We start from the raw sequence: 19,931 nt of genomic DNA on the forward strand, positions 1-19,931 counted from the left end.
ACCATGCGCATACTGCTCTTCCTGGCGACCAATATGGCGGTATTGGTCCTCGTCAGCTTTGTGTTCAACCTGCTCGGCCTGGAAGGTATTCTGGCCGCCAATGGGGTCGACCTCAATCTAAGCTCACTGCTGATTTTCTGCGCGGTGTTTGGCTTTGGCGGTTCCCTGATTTCACTGTTGCTCTCCAAATGGATGGCCAAACGCGGCACCGGCACTTACATCATTGAGCAGCCGCGCAATCGCGATGAACAGTGGCTGGTCGATACCGTCCGGGAACTGGCAGAAGAAGCCGGCATCGGCATGCCGGAGGTTGGCGTATTCCCCTCACAAGCGGCCAACGCCTTTGCCACAGGATGGAATCGCAACGATGCACTGGTCGCAGTCAGCGCCGGCTTGTTGCAGCGTTTCAGGCCAGAGGAAGTGCGCGCGGTTATGGCTCACGAAATTGGCCATGTCGCGAACGGCGATATGATTACCCTCAGCCTGATCCAGGGCGTGGTGAACACCTTTGTGATGTTCCTGGCGCGTATCATTGGCCACACCGTGGATCGGGTGGTTTTCAAGACCGAGCGCGGCTATGGCATTGGTTACTACGTGGTGACTATCGTGGCTGAACTGGTGCTGGGCATGCTCGCCAGCATGATTGTGTTCTGGTTCTCACGCTGGCGCGAGTATCGGGCCGATGCTGCCGGTGCCAAACTCACTACCAATGGCGATATGATTGCTGCGCTGCAGCGACTGCGCGAAGAGCAGGGCCTACCGCAGGACCTGCCCGGTGAACTCACCGCCTTTGGCATTAGCGAGCAGCTCAAGGAAGGCTTTGCCGGGCTATTCCGCTCGCATCCGCCCCTGGAGAACAGGATCCGAGCGCTCCAGGCCGGTTAAAGCGTCTTCAGCGTATACTCGCTGGTGGGAATCACATCGATTTTGTCGAAATCGATAAAGCGCGCCACGCTGTCGATCATTTCCTTGCCGCGCCGGGCGACGCCCTCGTCGTCGCCCTCTTCCACGTCGTAAAACGCGTAGTCCGAGGTCATCGCTGACGCGGGGAAGTTTTCCTCGATCATGGCGTGCAGCGGCGGCGCGGCGTAGCTTAGGCTGCGCACCAGGGTGTTCTGGCGATAGCCAAACGTGGACTGGATGTCGATGGCTATCTGGGTGTGCTTGCCGTGCCAGATCTCCAGCCACTGTGCTTCGCTAAGCCACGGCGGACGCTGCAAAAACACCACGTGACAAAATCCGTGCACCCGCTCGCCGGGTTGGGCTGCATGTTTTTCGTTAATCAACGGTTCAGACTCGGTGGCCAGATAGCTGGTAAAACGCGTCACCAGCGGCGCCAGAAAGTCACCGACGGCGCGGCCCTCTTCAGCGCGATTCATCCACAGCGTGAGGATCGCATCCGGTACCGGTTTGGAGTGATCCTGGCGACGGTGAGCACAGAGCGCCACATCGCTATCGACGACCAGTAAGCGACCGGCACGCACACCCTCCAGGGCATTCAACTCCTCGCGCCGGGCCAACAGGGTGTCTCGAAATTCGTCACCTGACTGCTGGGTTGATTTCCAGAGGGGAAAGATCAGTTTTTCCAAGGTTTTACTCGCTTTGTCTTTATTCTTTAGCGCACCAGTAAATCAGATGTACACAACGGTCACAATCACCCACTCGCAAGGACACAGTGCGAGTAGTATTCTTAAACCCCCGAACTCCCAAGAGAGCAATAACATGCAGGACACTTCAACTCCCAAGATGGTCAACTGGGTGGGTTACCTGGCCATTACCATGCTGGTCACACTGCCACTGGCCGTTCTTACGGTGCGCTCAGGCGCATGGCAACAAGGTCTGATGCTGTACGCACTAAGCTGTCTGGGTGCCACCATTATCTTCGTTCTGGCGCTGGTGCTGGGCCTGTTACCACTCTACCGCCCGCACCGGAAAGCCCTGCAGAAACGCGCGCTGCTGGCACTGCCCGGCACAGCGCTGCTTCTGAGCATGGTGGCCAGCATGGGCGACTATCCGCCCATTCATGACATCACCACAGACCCGGATGATCCGCCCCGCTTCACTGCTGCCCCGGAGCAACGCGGCCCGGACGCCAACAGCCTGGCGCTGGCCCCGGATGTCGTTGAGATGGCCCGTGAGGCCTACAGTGATCTCTCGACACTGGAGACCAACCTGAGCATCGAAGATGCGTTCGCCAAGGCCAAGCAAACAGCGCTGGACCTGGGCTGGGATATTTATCGCGAGGACCTCAACACAGGTTATCTCGAGGCTGTCTCCACGACGGCCCTCATGGGCTTTAAGGACGACGTCGCCATTCGCATTACCAGCAACGAGTCCGGCACTATGGTGGATCTGCGCTCGGTGTCCCGCGTGGGCCGCTCTGATCTGGGCGCCAATGCCGCCCGTATTCGCAAGTTCACCGAAGCGTTCTACCAGGAATAAAAATGAAGTCTGTTTTACCGGCGCTGCTAAGCCTGATGCTGCTGGCCGTATCCCTCCCGGGCACGGCCAAAAACGTGGATTACCTGACCTTTGCCACGGAAGACGAACGCAACAGCACCGAGATCTTCGGCAAGGCCAGCCCCTCCGTGGTGTATGTCACCAACACGGCACTGCGGCGCAGCCTGTTCTCGCGCAACGTCCAGGAGATTCCACGTGGCGCGGGCAGCGGCTTTGTGTGGAACGACAGCGGCCTGATTGTGACTAACTATCACGTCATCGCCGGCGCTCACCGCCTGATCGTCACTCTGGATGATCAGCGCGAATTCGAAGCTGAGCTCATTGGCGTGGCTCCGGAGAAAGACCTGGCGGCACTGCGCCTTGAAGAGCCGCCGGAGGATCTTGTCAGCCTGCCTCTGGGTGACTCATCGGAACTGTCGGTGGGACGCAAGGTACTCGCCATCGGCAACCCTTTTGGCCTGGACACAACTTTGACCACTGGCGTGGTCAGCGCCCTGGGTCGAGAAATCCAATCGCCCAGCGGCAGAACCATACGCGGCGTTATCCAGACCGACGCGGCCATTAACCCGGGCAACTCCGGCGGCCCCCTCCTTAACTCCTTGGGCCAACTGGTTGGCGTGAACACGGCCATCTACAGCCCGAGCGGCGCCAGTGCGGGCATTGGCTTTGCGATTCCGGTCAATACGGTCAAAGACGTGGTGCCACAGCTCATTGCCTACGGCCGCATTCTCCATCCCATTATCGGCGTGGAACTGGCTAGCGATAGCTGGATTCAACGCTACCGGATTGATGGCGTTCCTATCGTGCACGTATACCCGGGCCTGCCTGCGGCGGAAGCAGGACTGACAGGCGCGCGGCGGGTCTCCCGGCGCGAGGTGGAACTGGGCGACATCATCACCCACGTTGACGGGGTCCGGGTAAGTAATAGGGATGACTACCTGAGTGCACTAGAGAAGCGTAAGCCTGGGGATACGGTGACTATTCGGACACGGCGGGAAGAGGAAGAGCTGAGCTTTGAGGTTCGGTTGATTGAGNCGCAGTGACGGTTTGTTTTCTGCCCGTCGGTCTGTAGACAAATTTTGCCTCCCGAAAACGCTACGGGGCATATCCATGTGGTCGCTTCGGCGTCCCGGAGCGCCGGCCGCGCCATCCCTGCCTACCCACGATTTCGGAAGCCAGAATTTGTCTACAGACCTAATCCCTGCAACAACTAGTTGAACGGGCCAATAGGGTCTTTCCTGGCTCGCAGACTCGCCGAAACAAGGTCTGGGAGCGGTTAGGCCCTTTCGAAATCGTCCGTAGCCATGGATAGCGAAGGCCGAAGCGCGCCATGGATGACCCTTGCAGCGGTTTCGAAAGGGCCTAACCGTTCCCAGACCGACGCTCAGGTCACGAGTATGTCCCAATATGTCACCCAGACTGACTTCTTAGGCTATTGCCTGCAAATCACCAGTAAGTACCCTGAAGATCCTTCATCTAGCGGGCTTTGAGCACATAAACTGCGCCCGACCCTCCCGCTTACGTTTTATTGACGGAGACACCATGACAGCTGCCGATAGGAGTTCGACTGTGCAGGACCTGGAACAGTTTCGCCTCGATGTTCGCCAGTGGCTTGAAGATAACTGCCCCGAGTCACAGCGCCAACCCATTACCCCCGAAGAACAGTACTTCGGTGGTCGCAATGCGACGTTCCCGAGTGAAGACGCCCGCATCTGGTTTGAACGGTTCCGCGACAAAGGCTGGGTATGCCCCGAGTGGCCAACCGAGTACGGTGGTGGCGGCCTGAGCCCGCAACAGGGCAAAGTTATCAAGGAAGAAATGAAAGCCATCCGGGCGCGCACGCCGCTGTACGGCATAGGCATCTGGATGCTCGGCCCCGCGTTGCTGGAATTTGGCAATGAAGCGCAGAAACAACAACACATTCGCGACATCATCGATGGCAAGGTGCGCTGGGCCCAGGGTTATTCCGAACCCGGTTCAGGCTCCGACCTCGCCAGCCTGCAGTGCAAGGCCAAGGATATGGGCGACCATTTCCTGGTTAACGGCTCCAAGATCTGGACCACTGCCGCTGACAAGTGCGATTGGATTTTCTGCCTGGTCAGAACAGATCCGGATGCAAAGAAACAGGAAGGTATCAGCTTCCTGCTGATCGACATGGACGACCCCGGTATAACCACCACCCCGATTGAGCTGATTTCCGGCGAATCCGAGTTCTGCCAGACCTTTTTCGACAATGTGAAGGTACCCAAGGAAAACCTGGTCGGTGAACTGAACGCGGGATGGAGCGTCGCCAAGGCACTGCTGGTCCACGAACGCAAGCTGATGTCAGAGATTGGCAGCGACTCACCCCGCGAGGTGGTCGTTCCCAACCAGGCAGCGCGCCAGTACCTGGAGTTTGAGGACGGCAAGATCGCCGACGCTGAGCTGCGCTCGCGCCTGGTGGACTACGACATGGAAATGCACGCCGTGGGCCTCACCCACTTCCGCACCTTCGAAGAGAAAGTTGCCGGCGTGCGCAGCGCCGCACCGCTGGTCATGAAGTATGTGGGCACCGAGGCGGAGAAACAGAAGAGCGAGTTGCTGCTGGCCATTATGGGCAGCCAGGGGCTTGGCTGGGAAGGCGAAGGCTTCAACCGTGCCGAAATCGACACACTGCGGCTGTGGGCTATGTCCTACGCCATGACGATTGCCGGCGGCACCTCAGAAGTACAGCTCAACGTGATCGCTAAAAACGTATTGGAACTGCCCCAGGGCTAGGAGAGGCAACATGGCACTGGTACTGAATGAAGAACAGCGATTCCTGCAGGATACTGCCCGGGAATTCTTGACAACCAATGCGCCGGTTGAGGCATTGCGGACCCTGCGCGACGAGCGCAACAAAACCGGCTACGACAGCGCACTGTGGCAGCAAATGTCAGAGCTCGGTTGGGCCAGTATTATTCTGCCGGAGGAATACGGCGGCCTAGATTTTGGCTTCCTCGGCCTCGGTGTGGTCATGGAAGAAGCCGGTCGTACACTCACCGCATCCCCGCTGTTCGCCTCGGCCGTTGTCGGTGCCTCGGCCATTTTGCTGGGCGGCACGCCCTCCCAGAAAGAGACGCTGCTACCAGCCATTGCAGCAGGCGAGACTACCCTGGCACTGGCCCTGGAAGAGCACAACCGTCACAAGCCCCACAGCATTGCGACTACCGCCGAGACCACTGACGATGGCTACGTACTGAACGGGCGCAAGACATTTGTGCTGGACGGTCACAGCGCCAACCAAATTCTGGTCGTGGCGCGCAGCGCGGGCAACACTGGCGACAGCGCTGGCTTGAGCCTGTTTCTGGTGCCCGGTGATGCCCCCGGCATACAGCGTCAGCGTACGCTGATGGCCGACAGCCGCAACGCTGCCAATATCACGCTCGATAATGTCGCGGTGGGCCCTGAGGCACTAGTGGGCGAGGCTGGCCAGGGTTGGTCGGTACTGGAGCCGGTGCTGGATCGCGGCCGGGTAGCGATGGCCGCTGAAATGATGGGTATTGCCCTGGAGTGCTTTGAGCGCACAGTGGCCTACCTCAAGGAACGCGAACAGTTCGGCGCACTTATCGGCAGCTTCCAGGCGCTACAGCACCGCGCCGCCTTTATGCAAACCCAGCTTGAACTGGCGCGTTCGGTGGTATTGCAGGCCCTGTCCGCCGTCGATGAAACCCCCGAACAATTGCCGCTGCTGGCAAGCCTGGCCAAGGCTCGTCTCAACGATCTCGCGCAGCTGGTGACCAACGAAGCGGTGCAAATGCACGGTGGCATCGGCGTCACCGACGCACTGGAAATCGGCTTTTTCCTCAAGCGCGCACGCGTCGCCATGCAGGTATTCGGCGACACCAGCTTTCACAAGGACCGCTACGCCACCCTGTGTGGCTACTAAGGAGCAACAATGGAATATGCAGACAAAGTCGCGGCGGTAGGGCGCTACGTCGAGGCCTTCGACAAACAGGACATGGCAATCATCCGCGATATCTACGCGGAGGATGCTATTGTTGAAGACCCAGTGGGCAGTGATAAGCATGTGGGCATTGAAGCGGTGTGTGCTTTTTATGAAGGCGCCCTGGGGTCGGGTGCCAAACTCGTACTCAGCGGCCCGGTCCGCTCAGCCGCCAACACGGCAGCATTTCCATTTCAAGTCAAAATGGGTGACATGAGCATCGATATCATCGATATCTTTGAATTCAATGAAGCGGGTAAGGTCGTCAGCATGAAGGCCTACTGGGGCCCCGAGAATATGTAATCTCAGCCGCCCGGCACCTGCCGGGCGCGCCCATCCAGCCCCTGCAACTCACGCACAAAATGCCAGGGCTTTAACAGCTCGGCAAACTCATCCACTGGCACGGGCGCACTGAACAGGTAGCCCTGAATAATGTGGGCGCCGTGCTCACTGATAAAGTGGTACTGCTCCAGCGTCTCAACACCCTCCACCACAACGTCCAGCCCCAGCCCACGGGCCATGGCGATAATCGCAATTACCAGGCTGGCATCTTCGGCGCTGTTCTCGGCGGCGATAACAAAGCTACGATCAATCTTCAGCTCGGTTAACGGGAAACGGCTAAGGTAACTCAGCGATGAATAACCGGTGCCAAAATCGTCGATGGACAGACTCACACCCATTTCCCGCAACTCGCTCAAGGCCTTGACCGAAGCGTGGGTATCGCCCATCACAACACCCTCAGTCAGCTCCAACTGCAACACACTGGGGTCGACCCCTGTCTCTTCGAGAATGTCTTTGACCTTGCGCACAAAGGTAGGCGTGAATTGCAGGGCAGAGACATTGACGGCCACTCGCGGCAATAGCTGTCCCTGCTCGCGGAAGCGCTTTACCTGCATACAGGCCTCGCGGATCGCCCAGTCGCCCATATCATTGATAAGCCCCATTTCTTCGGCGAGGGGAATAAACCGGAACGGGGGTATCAGTCCCTGCTCTGGGTGCCGCCAGCGCATCAGGGCCTCGGCGCCTTCCACGGCACCCGTGCGGGTGTTCACCTGTGGCTGGTAGTACAGCACCAGTTCATCGCGCTCGATAGCGCGCCGCAAATCGGTCTCGAGCGTCAGGCGATCCAGGCCTGCCGCATCCATATCGTTGTTGTAAACCAGGAAGCTGTTTTTGCCCGTGCTCTTGGCGTGGTACATCGCGGTATCCGCGCAGCGCAGCAGGCCCTCCACATCGTCGGCATGGTCAGGCGCCAGGGCAATACCTACGCTGGGGGTGACCACCAGTTCATGGCCGTCGATCAGCATGGGTTCCACCAGCGCGTCGAGCAGTCGCTGCGCAACCACCCCCGCCGCCTCGGGGCCCGCCACATGGTTGAGCACCACGGTGAATTCATCGCCGCCGAGCCGCGACACCCCGATCTTGCCGCTGGTCTCACTGTAGTGCGCTACCACGTCGCTCTCGCGCACACAGTTCGCCAGCCGTGCACCGACCTCTCGCAACAGTAAATCGCCGGCGCTATGCCCCAGGGAATCATTGATCCGCTTGAAGTTGTCCAGATCAAGGAACAGCAGCGCCAGCTGCTCCTCGTTGCGCTTAGCCAGTCGCAACAACAGCGACAATTGCTCGGTAAACAAGCGGCGATTCGGCAGTGATGTCAGGCTGTCGTAGTAGGCGAACTGACGCAGCCGGTTCTTGGCCTGGGTGACCTGCTTGACCGCCTGATTGAGCTCCTGGTTGCGCTTGGACAACTGCGCGGTACGCTCCTCCACCTTCATGCTGAGCAGTTGGTGGTCGACATCCATACGGGTCTTGTAGTCGGACATACCGCTGAAAATGCCGTTGATGATGCGCGCGATGTCGCTGATCTCACCGCTGCCGCGAGCCTGTACCGGCTTCTCCAAACGCCCCTCTGCGAGCTCCTGCGCTGCCCGCGCCAGCCGGGCCAAGGGCGCGGTAATCCGGCGTGTGAAGACGGCACTGAACAACATGCTGACACAAGCGAACAGCGCGCTAATCAGGAAGACACGGTACAAATAGGGAGTGACCTGCAACAGAATCTGCTGCTGGGGTACTACGAAGTGGAGATAGCCCACCACGTGGCGGCTGCCCTCGGCAAAGACTTCACTCTGAGCCAGTACAAAAGCCTGTGCATCCACCGATGACTGCGGATTAACGCCGGAGAACACCGGTAAGTTGAGATGCAGCTCTGCACCCGGAGGATAAAAGGCACTGACTAACCCGACACCTGCGGCGGTCCCATCGCGATTCAAGGACTGCAAGTTGGTTTCTGCAGAGGTCGTATTGCCCCGCGCCTCATCGAACCCGGCCAGGTCCGAGGAGCGACCGAGCACGATGCGTTTGTCACCCTGGGTGGAATAGGCGGTAATGCCGATCACGGGTGTCTGCAGCATGGGCTTCAGGGCAGCCGACAGGGCCTGGCTGTCGCCCAGGTACATCGCGTAGGCAATCTGGTACCGCGAACGGACCTCGCGCTCCAGCTGGGCAAAAGCCCGCTCGCGCTCGGCATTGAATTCGTGTGTTGCACTAACCCCGCAGACCAGCAGGCCCACGCTGATCACTATCGTACTTAACAGCGCATTGAACTTTCCGGCAATGGTCATCCGGCGTCCACCTGTCCCTTGTTGTTATGCTCACAGTATGTGGTATCCCACCGCCGTTTTCCAAGGGGCGAAAGATCAACTTTTCCCACTTTTTTGCTGGTCGAAAAGCAGGCGCCTATGGTTGAATTCCCCTATTAAAAACAAAAGGATGCGACCTAGATGTCGGAATTCCAGCTAACCCATGTCGCGCTGGTCGGCGCGCGTATTGATGCCTTTTCTCCGCAGGGCTTCAAAACGCGCAGTGAGCTTAATATGAAACGGGTCTTTCCGGACACCGCCGGCCTGAAGTTGTCCGATATGGACACGGCACAGTTTCGTCAGCATTTTGACCAGGCCCTGCCCCTGTGGGTGCACAATATTGTGACCGACCGTGAATTTCCCGGCCGCAGCAAGCTGGCTATGTGCCTGCGTCGCTTTGAGGGCGAATTGCGCGATCATCGCGAAAACGAGGTGATTGCCAGCGTATTAAGCTCCGGTTTTCGCAATCGTCCCCTGGATCCACTGGCTCTGCCCGAGAGCATGCCGCTGCGCCAGCGCTGCGCAATGCTGATGTATATCGATGTCTGGCAGGAAGCCTACCGACGCATGACAAGGGAGTTGTGTGCGCTGCTAGAGGAGCAGGCTGAGGTACTTGATCAGTGGATAGCGACAGCGGAGCCTGAGATCGACCACGCTATCGCGTCCTGATATCCCGATCAGGCGTCCGCCGGACGGCGATCGCCTGCTGACTTCCCTACCATACGCACGGTGCGCTGACAGGTATCCAGCCAGGGCTGGACGGTGTCGGTTTTCAAGGCGCGCACAAACCCGCCTTCACTGCGACACGAAATACTGGTCTTGTTTGGCGTCCAATCACCCTCTTTCGGGCGCGGCTTACGCTTGGAGTAATACCACAGGCCACGGCGGTCCTGCATGATGTAATTGGCATCGTCAGGAAGGAATACCTTTTTCCCGTCGATGACGGCAAAGACCTCCAGGTCACTGCCGGTTTCGCTTTCTAGCGATGCTGTTGGTGTTATAGTCAACATCTCTGCCCCCACAAAAAATAGTCAGTCCCATTCCATTGGCTGGGCGGGTATAAGCCCGTAAGATGCCGCAACTCCGCGACATGCCCGCTAGTTATATGTGAGGATCGGGCAAGGGGCAAAGGTAATTTGGCCAGATTTTCGCTGAATTTGCCAAATTCGGTATTAGTTGGCCATTTTTTTACGCATCCTGATCATTTTTAGGGACCGAGAGCGATTGATGTGCCAAATTTTCGACGCCTAAGCGGCTAATTCGTAATCAGCTGCATGTGAGGCGGGGACTTTGGCGTGGGCTCCAGGGCCTCCAGTGGCTCGGGTACCCCCTGAGACATCAGCTCGGCAGCCTGTTCCACAGCACTCATCAACATCTGCAGTGACATGGCTGAACGCAGCTCCGTCGTGGCCAGCTTACCCTGCAAATCCGCCACGTCACGGTCGCTGATAAAGCCCAGCACCACCGCGTTGGTCAGGTAGTCGCGAATAATCTGGCGACTGACCTGATCCTGCAAATAGCTCTGATAGCCCTCATCGCCGAACACCTGCACCAGAACCGATTTCTGCTCTTCGGTCAGGGGCCCGGTCACGAACGGCAGTTCATCGCCAAATGCGAGCTCTATACTTTCCACCAACTTGTCCAGTTGCAAATGCACGGAAGTGCTCCTTGGGGTCATGGGTCGAACTAACCTTTTATCTCAAGGTTTTGTCCGGTCAATTCATTGATTTGGCCAACCAGTGCGCGGAAATTAAATGGTTTGCCCATATAGCCGTTACAGCCTGCTTCCTCGGCGAGGGCGCGATGCTTGGCCCCGGTGCGTGAGGTCACCATAATCACCGGAAGGTGCCCGTATCGGCTCGATTCGCGAATTTCCCGCAGCGTCTGGATGCCGTCTTTAACGGGCATCTCTACGTCCAGCAGAATGATGTTCGGCAGCCGATCCGTGGTGTTAAGCCACTCGATCGCAAGCGCGCCGTTCTCGGCCGTCTCGGTCTCCGCACCTACGCCACCCAGCTGGCTCGTCGCGACCATTCGCTGGGTACGGGAGTCATCAACGACCAGTGCAAAGACGCCATCTACCACTTCCTGCGGCGCCGGGGGTACCGGTTCTGCGGGCTCTGCTACAGCCACAGCGGGCTCAGCCTGCCCACCGAGTGATTGCATGGCAACTGCCTGCTGCTCAAGCAACGCCTCGGCGCTGGCGTTATTGCGACTGGCCTGAGCGATGAGTTCCGCAAGACCATCCAGCTCTCCCTGCAATGCCGGGTTCTGCTCTGCGTAGATAAGACTGCGCAGTGTGCCCAGTCGTGCCTCGATGGCGACAAACAGGTCGGTTGTTGCTGCGCGCAGATCCGTTTCCTGGGCTGTAAGCGCCGGCATCTCGCCGAGTGCGGCCGGCGCCGCAGATTCATCCGCCATAGGCTCAGGCACCGGGGGTGCTTCTGGCGACGCTGTATCCGCCTCCTCCGGCAATTCGAGAGTTTCCGCCACGACAACAGCGGCCTCAGCGCTATGCTCTTCGGGCATCGCCGCATAAGGGAAGACATTGCCGATATCACAGCGATTGGCTTTGATAGCCGCAACACCCTGGGCAGCGGCTTCCTGCCAGGCGCGCATTATCCGGAAGTAATCCGGGGCCAGGTCGCCGGCGGGGGCGGGCAGGCCTTCAAACAGAATTTCGTAGTTCTCCATCAAAGTGCCGAACCCGGCAAGGCCAACACCATTGGAGATGCCCTTCAAAGTATGCAGAATGCGGGCGATTTCCGCTGTGGGTGCGTCGCCATCAAGCTCGGCCTCCCAGGCGTTCAGTATCTGCGCCAACGCGGCCACTTCGGAGGTACCCTCCTCCACAAACGCGTCGAGGAAATTTTCCAGTGCATTGGCGCCTTCGGGGGCGCGCGGAATAAAGGACAGATGCGCCGGTATGCACCAGGCAGCATCCTGAGGTGCCGCAGCCGCGACTACAGGCTGTTGTGGTTCCGGCTCCGGTTCTGGCTTCGCAACAAACGTGGGTTCAGGCGCAGTCTCTACAGCGGATGACTCAGCTGCAGGCTCTGCCGCCGCTAAATCATCGCCGCCGTCGAACTCGTCAAACAGGGCATCGATATCGGTATCTTCTTGCCCTGGTTCCCAACCACTGGGCGCGAGATCGGCATCGAGATCGTCGTCGAGAATGCTCTCTTCAAATACATTGTTATCGACAGCGCGCAACACCGGCGGGGTATCGATTTCGATAACCCCCCTGTCCCCGCTTTCGCGGAACAGGTTGTTACAGATCTCGCCGCTGTCCATCCAGCACAGACGCAGGAAAATGGCGTCGCGCTGCGTGTCCGTCAATTCGGCGAGACTGGCAGGGATGGCAGTGAAGATATCCATCACCCGGGTATAGTCCTGCTGCCGGGCCAGGTTGGCACTGGATTCGTCCGTGGCCATGGAGAAATCCGCGTAGACCGAGTCTGCCGGGCGGCCCATGGCCACCAGTCGTGCTCCCAGGGCCATGTTGAGCTCTTCCATCAGCGGTGCAATCAGCGGCGTGACCGCCGCCAAAATGCTCTCGCCCAACTCGGCCACTTCCTGAATTTCTTCGGGCAGGTCTACCGGCTCGTCGGGCTCTACATCAACCACCGGCTCCATGGCGACCAGTTCCAGGCCTCCAATATCACCCTGTGCTTCACCTAATTCACCGCCGGCAACGAGGTAGTCATCAAAGGCCTCGTCATCGACAGGCGCCGGATTCTCGGCAATATAGTCCTCTACTGAATCGGCTGCAGGCTCGGTCTCCGCAGCGGCTGACTCGACCTCATCTACCTGCTCCACGGCGGATTCAGTGGCTTGCGCCGCGGGGGCCAGCGTCTCGGGTTCAGTGGCAGCGGGTGCTGCCTCAACAGGCTCGGTCACATTTACGGGTGCCACGGCCTCGACAGGCTCTGCTGCCACAGGCGCCGGTGCCGCGTCGACTTGATCGCCGCGCTTGACGCGTTTGACCTTCAGATAGGTTTCACCGATATCATCGTCATCTTCCAGACCGAGAATATCGTCACCATCCTGTACATCGATCTTGCCCTCAAACACCCCCACGTCTCCGTCGCGGGAGAAATCCAGGGCCATAACCTCTTCAATCTCGAGGTCTTCACTCCGGCTCTCATCCATCGAGTCGCGGTAGATATCGCTGGACGCTCCGTCAGAGGACATGACCACTTCCTCGCCGACGTAGGCGTCAAACGAATCGGCGCCATCCTTGCCGCGCTGCATTGGACGCGCAGCAATCTCAGCCTCAAATGCGCTGAGAGACATATCCACGGGAGCCTGGCGATCGACGACAAACAGCTTCTCAGTCGGCTCGTCTTTGTCGAGCTCGTCCATCAACCAGTGGACCATCGCCTCCTGAGCGCTATCCAGGCCGCCCGCCGCATCCTGCGACCCGACTTTGTTCTCATCAGTATGCACGTTGCTTCTCCTTCCGCGCAGCGGCCGGGTTAGTGGCCCAGAGGCTCAACAACCGAGCTATCGGATGCACTTGCCGATGCCTGATCGTCTATCTGGGGAAGGGTGCCAGCGAGATCTTCACCGGCGCCACTGGCCATCCGGAAACAGCGGTCTGTGAGCTCACGTGTGCGGGTAACATCGAAGCTGGTGCCATCTTTGTACGAAGCCACCAGCACGGGAAGTTCATTAACGACTTCGTCCATCAACAGTTTCAGGCTTTCACCGACTTCGAGGTCGCCATCGAGGACGCGGTCTAGCATGTCCTGTACCGCCCAGCCCAACTCACCGAGAATGTTCGCACCGACTGCGCGCCCATTACCTTTGAACGTATGAAAGTGCCGGCGAATATCGCGCAGTACGTCCTGATCGTCGGGCGTTTCCAGCCAACGCGGCGTGAGCGTGGAAATTTCCGCGACAATTTCCTCGGATTCCTCGATAAATACCTCGCGAAACTCCGGCGGAATATCTGCGTCTTCCACGTAGTTCTTGGGCTCGGCCCAGCTGCCTTCGACAACCTCGGCTCCAGATGACAGCTTGGCCGCAAATTCGTCCAGTTCGGCGGCGCGCTGACGAGCAATCGCAAGCATGTGCTCGGTATCATCCAGCGGGTCAATCACCGAACGCTGCAGGTGCAGCTCAAGCTGGGCAAAAGCCTCGGCAAAGCAGCGGAAGGCGTCATCTTCACGCACCTCACCGGCTTTGCTGGCGGCGCGCAGCCACCCGGAGCAGCGGTCGATGATGCTTGCCTCTTCTTCCATACCCGCAAATCCCAGTGCGCCGGCGATCTCGTCCAGCAATTCCAGGGACAGGTCTATCGCCTTGCGATCGGGCAGGGTTTCCTGCTCATTGAGGAAGACTCTGGAGAGCTCCAATAAGCGATCGACGTCCGCCTCACCGGCGTCGGCCTGGCGCACTGCCTCGCGCAGTTCTTCATAGCCCTGATCGGTCTTGTTAAGGTGGCGATTCAGGGCGACCGTGAGGCGCAGCAATGCCTCGTCATCCTTGGGTTTGCGCGCCAGGGCACTGGCCAGTTCCTTGCGGCGCAGGATCTGGTGCATGTAGTTTTCCACCAGTCCCATGTGATTGAAGGTGGCAGCGACGACACTTTCGCGCAGCTCAAATTCACGACTGGAGAACGAACTGCCCAGGCCGTGCTCCAACTTGTGCTCGATATCCAGTTTAACGTCGACAATACCGCGAATAATGTCGCTGATTGCCTGGGTAAGCTGTTCCGGTGATTCGTTGAAATCGCCGCGATACAGCTTCTCGAGACGCCCCTGCACACCGTGCAGTGAGTCTGCATGGACCATCTGGCCGGCTGCTTCAAGGCGGTATTGGGTGGCCTCAATGCCCACCAGGGCAGTGTTATCCAGTTCACGGCCGTCGCCACGCTTGGCTTCCTCGGCGAGATCGTGGGTATTCAGGTGGTCGACCACCGTATTGAGCTGATCCAGCGCCGAACTCAACGCCGTCACCAGCGCATCGGCATGAATCAGGTTGCCATTAGCATCGCTTAGCGTGTTCTCGGAGATACCAAAAATGCCGCGAATTCGACCGATATGTACCGGCCGCGCCTTGCAGGCAGCAATGTAGTACAGCATCTGTTGCAGCGTCGCCTGGTAATCCATGTTGGGGTCGATAGCCGCGCCATTCTCGCGGGCATACTTGATCGTAAAGGCGCCGGTCTTGAAAATCTGGGCAATGCATTCGTCGGGCACAATCAGGCCACCAGCAACGCCCTCACAAATGCCGATCATCGTCAGCCAGAAGCGCTCCGGCTCGGTGCCGACAAACAGGGTTTGCATGCGGCGGGAAATCCGCGCCACCGTCTTCATGCTTTCCTTCACATTTTTGCGGCGCAGGGCCATCTTGGCCATTTCCAGGTACAGGGCCAGCATGACGTTGGCGCGCTCGCGAATTTCCTCGTCCGCAGCGGGCTGTCCGCCCACGGAAATACCTGCATTTTCAGGTATTTCCATGTGGAAGAAGTAGGCCGGCGGACGGGGACGTTCGCCCAGCCAGCGGCGCATATCATTCACGTGTTGTTCGAGTCCCTGACCGGAGTCTGCGCGGGCGTTCTGGGCGTGGGCAAAGTAGGCAGGTAATACCTTGAGCGCCTGCATAAGGCCACCCATGGTGAGCTTGCGCCGCTCTCCGGTGACCTTGTCCTTGTACAGGTAGTTGAGGCTGCGCTCCATCTCCAGCGTGAGCATTTCCCCCTTGCGCATACCCAATGCCCGCAGGGTGGAGGTAATCTGGTGCACGGCCCACATGCATTGCAGGAGCGGGCGCTTGTTGGACGGGTCATTGCTGTAGTCCACCAGGGACGCCTCAGCATTCTCCGCCTGCTTATTCATCAGGCCGACGACCCATTTTAGGGCTACGATGTCAGTTTTGCTGGCCACTACCAAACCTCCGGTTTTCCTGTTTTTTTTTGCGGACTATGGGCCGCTTATCTTTATAGGTACTGCTGGTGCACGCGGGCTTCAGGCTTTTTTAGACTGAGGCAATTTTTCGCTGCCGGGTATGGGTGTAAATCAACCGACGGAGCACACTCTCCGGCGGAATCTTGGTCACGTGAGCGGTAGCGCCGCGGGCTTGCCCCTTGGCAATATCAAAAATACCATCCGAGGAAGACAGCATAACCACAGGGGTATCGCGGGTGGCTTCTGCGTTTCGGATCAGGGTACAGGTTTGATACCCGTCCAGCTCTGGCATGGTGATATCCAGGAAAATCAGGTCGGGTTTGAAGCGACGCAGCATGCCCAGGGCCTTGTAGCCGTCCTCGGCGGACTCTACCTCGCAGCCCATTCCCTTCAGCGTGTGGGACATCATCATCCTGATGGTCTTGGCGTCATCAACAATGGCGATTTTTACGCCGCTGATGTCCATTTCTTCAGTTTGTTCGCTCATTTTTGCCCTCAGTTTTATTCGTTACTGTGAGTCAGATACATGGGTTGTCTTCACAGTATTGAGAGAGGGGGCGCTCCCAGCAACAAAAATCTGCAGTTTTCTCCAGAAAGGAGCAGTTTCTGTGATGCACTCCACACCCCCCCGGAAAAGAGGCCCAGGCACAAGATGTTGTGGTATTGAGTGAAATGCCCGGTGGGGCTATTCAACGGGGAACATATAGTTTCTGAAAGGCTCCAGATGACCGGGCTGAAAGTCCTGCAACTCGTAGATATTAAACTTGTGCATCAGCGTCAGACAGCGCTGAAACGCCTTGTCGGCGTCGTAGGCTGAGGGGGCAATCCCGTATTCATCGGTCAATTGCGCAAAAATCAGCGATGCAATCTCGCGCCGGGCCTGGTCCTGCCGATACATGCTGGCATTCACAGGGGATGACACCACCGGCGAGCCGTAGATCAGGAATGCCTCCCAGCGGCTCACATCCTGCGCTTCATCCATTTGCGCCAGCAAAAACGACACCATATTCCTCAAATCTAGTGGCGGCGGCAGAATGTCCTTCTGCAGCCACTTGCGCACTTCCGTCTCGCGCCAGCAGCTATTAATGCCCAACACGGCCAGCACCCGCCCCTCCGCCTGCGCCGGAACGACGCCGGAGAGATCCCAGAGCATATTCAACCGGGCGGAAAACCCCAGGCTGGCGGGCAGTGCCTCCTGGGCCAACTGTTCGAACTGGGACGCCAGCTCTTCCGGCGATCGCTGGGAGCGAGCCGGCGCCCCGGGGGCTGGGTGGGTCTTGGATTCGTGGGGCATGCTCATGCTTCCTGCAAAATTTGTTTTAGCCGCTTTTGATAAGTAGGCGTAGAGACCCCCATGATTCTGGCGCGGTCGGCGACGCTGATCTCATCGCACTGCTGCAGAACCAATCCCAGCAGCAATTCCTCAGCAAACTGTTGGAGCACATACTCGCCTGGCACCGCTTCGAGAATCCACTGACGCACCAGGCTGCGCGCATCCTGCCATAGCAAACTGGTCTCACGCTCTCGCTCTCGCGCCTCAATTTTCGGCATCCAGCGGCCAATATTGCGCGTGCGGGTCTGGAGAAACTGCGCCGTTCCACGGGTGTCACCGCCAAAGCGCTCCAGTGCCGCCAGCACGACTTCATCGTCAAGCCAGGCACCGAGTGGCCGAATCACCCCGTGCTCGAGACTGCTCGCCAGGGCCTTGGCCAGTGCGGCTCGCATCTCCTCCAGCGCAGATGGCGCATATTCCTCCGGCTCTGCCGCGGATTCTTCCTGCAGCACTTCCAGGAAAGGCCTGGGAGCCCCGCTGACCGCACTGCCATCAGCGCTGATGCCCGCGAAGACACCGAGGTCCACCGGGGTGACCCATTCATTCTCAGTGCGCCCCAACGCTTCTCGAACCATGTCGCGCATTTCGCTGATATTGCCCGGCCAGTGGTACTGCTGCAGGGCCTGCTCGGCGTCTGCCGTAAAGCCTAGTACCCGCCGATCCAGATGTTCAGCCTCCTGCTCGAGAATTTTGTGCGCCCATCGCAGCACGGCACGACCCCGGTCGCGCAAGGGCGGCACCTGGATGGGATAACCCGCAAACACCCCCGCCAGGCGTTCATCCAGCTCGCCGCGGTTCACCAGGGCCTCGAGACTCTCGGGAAAAAGGCCCACATAGCGTGCCTGGGGCAGGTAGTGACTGCCCCGCTCGCCCGTCAGAGTCCGGGTAGACAGAATACGTGCCAGGCGACCCTGGGTCTCGGCGTGAAGTAAATGAGGCGACTTGAATACCAGCGTACGGCCCGCGCTGGCCTCCAGTGCCTGGACAATATTACGCAGAGCGTCCGCCCTGTTGCGATAGGCGCGACAATCGAGCCGAAGGATATCCGCGGCGGCGCCACCTGCTTCGGTATTGATCACCTGGGCCACGTACATTTTGCCCGTGCCGCGGGCACCGATAACCGCCACGGGCATATCTACGCCGGCCAGGAACACAGCCTGGTCTATCGCGCCTTCCATGTTATCGAGCACATAGCCCTCGATGCCCTTCTCCATTTCTCTGGCCAGGGGCTTGTCTTCAGCAACTTCGTCCACCATGGAAGCCGGACCCAACTTGCCGCCCAGAGTGACGCCAAGATAGTGCTGGGCCGAGGGCGAAGGTCGGAAGGCATCCACACAATCCGGCTCTGCCAGCAATGCGATACAACCCCAAGGTTGCCCCGCGCCGCGCAATGCCACCAGGGCCGCCCGCTGCTCCGGAAGCTCCAATATGTCGCGCCCCTGCAGCTGCAAGGCACTCACGCCTCGCAGCACCCGCCGCAGCTGGGAGGGCAGCCGTGAAGAAGGCAGCTCGACCGCTCCCTCGCTGGCCTGGCGATAGGCGGCGCTGATACTGAGTTTGCCAATGGCATCCCACTGTGCCAGGGCCGCCACATGCAGACCGCGCTGACTCACTAGCAGCGCCAGCACCCGGGCGACGGCCTCCTGGGCAGACATGGCTTCTACCTGCATGCCAACCAATCGGCGCAAGACCACAGTAGCATCTACATCAGGGCGGCGATCGGGGAATGCCCCGGCGGCATTCAATGCTCGCGCAGCCTGGCCTTGCTGATCCCAGGGACTGGCAAAGCGGATACGCTCCTCAGGTGTCGACTGGGCGTGAAGCAGGGCTCCGTTAGCCGCCAGCAAGGCATCCAATGAGCCCTGTTCCCGGCGCTGTTGGGCCAGGCCGATACTGGCCCGCGCCACCCTCGCCCCGGAGTTCATCTGTTCCAGCCGCTGGTGCAGGTGTGACAAAAGTGCCCGGCTGATATCCAGCGCACTTTCCGGTGTCAGCCCACGCAATAACAGGGTCAATGTGGCTCCCGCCGGCAGACCGAGCCAATCCTCATCCCGCAGCACCTGCTGCAGGCCGCTGCGCAAGTCCATCATCAGTCGCTCGGTTTCCACCGCCCCCCAACTGGGACTGAACTCGAGATGGTCGATACCGAGTACGGCAACCACATCATCGCCGGTAACTGACTCCAGTTCGAGCAGCGCATTATCCAGTTCCAGCTCGCGCAGAAACAGAAGCAGTGCAGGCTCTCCCGCAAACCACTCCGGGACCGCCATGCCACCGACGACGCATTCACTCTGCGTGCCACTGCCGACAATCATGGGAGACAATGCGGCGCCAGCCCCCGCTTCCAGAGCCTGGGTAACAACAGCCGTGCAGTTTGGAGAGACAATCAGGGCATCGCGCCAGTCGCGGCCTACTCTTTCCTCACCCGTGGGGTTGGGCAACGCGCCTTCGATGGCCAACACCTGGCCGCTGGCACGGGAAATGACCACCAGTGTGGTATTCAGATCGGTCAGTTTTGTTGTTGTGTCCGACATGCCCGGCAGTATAGGGGAAACTCACCACCGGGAGATAGTTTCAGCCACTGGATGCTTTCATATTTGCGGTGCTATGCTCTGGGC

At 59.1% G+C, this 19,931-nt stretch carries 16 protein-coding genes; 7 read left to right on the forward strand and 9 right to left on the reverse strand.

Annotated elements, in window-relative coordinates:
- The first annotated feature begins 3 nt into the window (after positions 1-3).
- Positions 4-885 (forward strand): protease HtpX, encoded by an 882-nt coding sequence (gene htpX, locus A3709_RS03810; protein WP_066050307.1) that lies wholly within the window; start codon positions 4-6, stop codon positions 883-885.
- Here htpX and A3709_RS03815 read toward each other — a convergent pair.
- Positions 882-1,589, reverse strand: a complete 708-nt coding sequence (locus A3709_RS03815) for a hypothetical protein (protein WP_066050309.1) — start codon at positions 1,587-1,589, stop codon at positions 882-884. The two genes, htpX and A3709_RS03815, sit on opposite strands and share 4 nt — an antisense overlap.
- A gap of 133 nt (positions 1,590-1,722) precedes the next feature.
- Here A3709_RS03815 and A3709_RS03820 point away from each other — a divergent pair, with 133 nt between their 5' ends.
- The 5 genes from A3709_RS03820 to A3709_RS03840 all read left to right on the forward strand — a co-directional run bounded on the left by A3709_RS03820 (position 1,723) and on the right by A3709_RS03840 (position 6,727).
- Entirely contained in the window at positions 1,723-2,442 is a 720-nt protein-coding gene (locus tag A3709_RS03820) for a DUF1499 domain-containing protein (RefSeq protein ID WP_066050312.1), read from the forward strand.
- Positions 2,443-2,444: 2 nt separating this feature from the next.
- Positions 2,445-3,503, forward strand: a complete 1,059-nt coding sequence (locus A3709_RS03825; RefSeq protein ID WP_066050315.1) for a S1C family serine protease — start codon at positions 2,445-2,447, stop codon at positions 3,501-3,503.
- A gap of 499 nt (positions 3,504-4,002) precedes the next feature.
- A complete protein-coding gene (locus A3709_RS03830) occupies positions 4,003-5,217 on the forward strand; it encodes an acyl-CoA dehydrogenase family protein (RefSeq protein WP_066050317.1) in 1,215 nt (404 codons plus the stop codon).
- Positions 5,218-5,227: 10 nt separating this feature from the next.
- Positions 5,228-6,367: an acyl-CoA dehydrogenase family protein gene (locus A3709_RS03835; protein WP_066050320.1), complete on the forward strand. Its 1,140-nt coding sequence runs from the start codon at positions 5,228-5,230 to the stop codon at positions 6,365-6,367.
- A 9-nt stretch (positions 6,368-6,376) separates the two neighbouring features.
- Positions 6,377-6,727 carry a nuclear transport factor 2 family protein gene (locus A3709_RS03840; protein WP_066050324.1) on the forward strand — a complete coding sequence of 117 codons (351 nt, stop codon included), beginning with the start codon at positions 6,377-6,379 and terminating at the stop codon, positions 6,725-6,727.
- Between the two features lie 2 nt (positions 6,728-6,729).
- Here the strand turns inward: A3709_RS03840 and A3709_RS03845 are convergent, their stop codons facing one another.
- Entirely contained in the window at positions 6,730-9,048 is a 2,319-nt protein-coding gene (locus A3709_RS03845; RefSeq protein ID WP_066050329.1) for a bifunctional diguanylate cyclase/phosphodiesterase, read from the reverse strand.
- 159 nt (positions 9,049-9,207) lie between these two features.
- Here A3709_RS03845 and A3709_RS03850 point away from each other — a divergent pair, with 159 nt between their 5' ends.
- Positions 9,208-9,735: a hypothetical protein gene (locus A3709_RS03850; protein WP_066050332.1), complete on the forward strand. Its 528-nt coding sequence runs from the start codon at positions 9,208-9,210 to the stop codon at positions 9,733-9,735.
- Between the two features lie 8 nt (positions 9,736-9,743).
- Here A3709_RS03850 and A3709_RS03855 read toward each other — a convergent pair whose 3' ends face one another.
- From A3709_RS03855 to A3709_RS03885, 7 genes are all read right to left on the reverse strand, one after another.
- Positions 9,744-10,076 (reverse strand): hypothetical protein, encoded by a 333-nt coding sequence (locus A3709_RS03855; RefSeq protein WP_066050335.1) that lies wholly within the window; start codon positions 10,074-10,076, stop codon positions 9,744-9,746.
- Between the two features lie 245 nt (positions 10,077-10,321).
- Complete coding sequence (locus A3709_RS03860; RefSeq protein WP_066050338.1) at positions 10,322-10,723, reverse strand: hypothetical protein; 402 nt, start codon at positions 10,721-10,723, stop codon at positions 10,322-10,324.
- Between the two features lie 29 nt (positions 10,724-10,752).
- Positions 10,753-13,515, reverse strand: coding sequence for a response regulator (locus tag A3709_RS03865; RefSeq protein WP_066050341.1), 2,763 nt, complete (start codon positions 13,513-13,515; stop codon positions 10,753-10,755).
- Between the two features lie 29 nt (positions 13,516-13,544).
- On the reverse strand, positions 13,545-15,959 hold the full coding sequence (locus A3709_RS03870) for an Hpt domain-containing protein (protein ID WP_156507560.1): 2,415 nt from the start codon (positions 15,957-15,959) through the stop codon (positions 13,545-13,547).
- 91 nt (positions 15,960-16,050) lie between these two features.
- Positions 16,051-16,467 carry a PleD family two-component system response regulator gene (locus A3709_RS03875; protein WP_066050347.1) on the reverse strand — a complete coding sequence of 139 codons (417 nt, stop codon included), beginning with the start codon at positions 16,465-16,467 and terminating at the stop codon, positions 16,051-16,053.
- A 198-nt stretch (positions 16,468-16,665) separates the two neighbouring features.
- Positions 16,666-17,274 carry a hypothetical protein gene (locus tag A3709_RS03880; RefSeq protein WP_066050349.1) on the reverse strand — a complete coding sequence of 203 codons (609 nt, stop codon included), beginning with the start codon at positions 17,272-17,274 and terminating at the stop codon, positions 16,666-16,668.
- A 2-nt stretch (positions 17,275-17,276) separates the two neighbouring features.
- A complete protein-coding gene (locus A3709_RS03885) occupies positions 17,277-19,847 on the reverse strand; it encodes a diguanylate cyclase (RefSeq protein ID WP_066050353.1) in 2,571 nt (856 codons plus the stop codon).
- Positions 19,848-19,931: the final 84 nt, after the last annotated feature.

Origin of the sequence: Halioglobus sp. HI00S01, from assembly GCF_001635445.1 — a bacterium.
Taxonomy (GTDB): Bacteria; Pseudomonadota; Gammaproteobacteria; order Pseudomonadales; family Halieaceae; genus Halioglobus; species Halioglobus japonicus.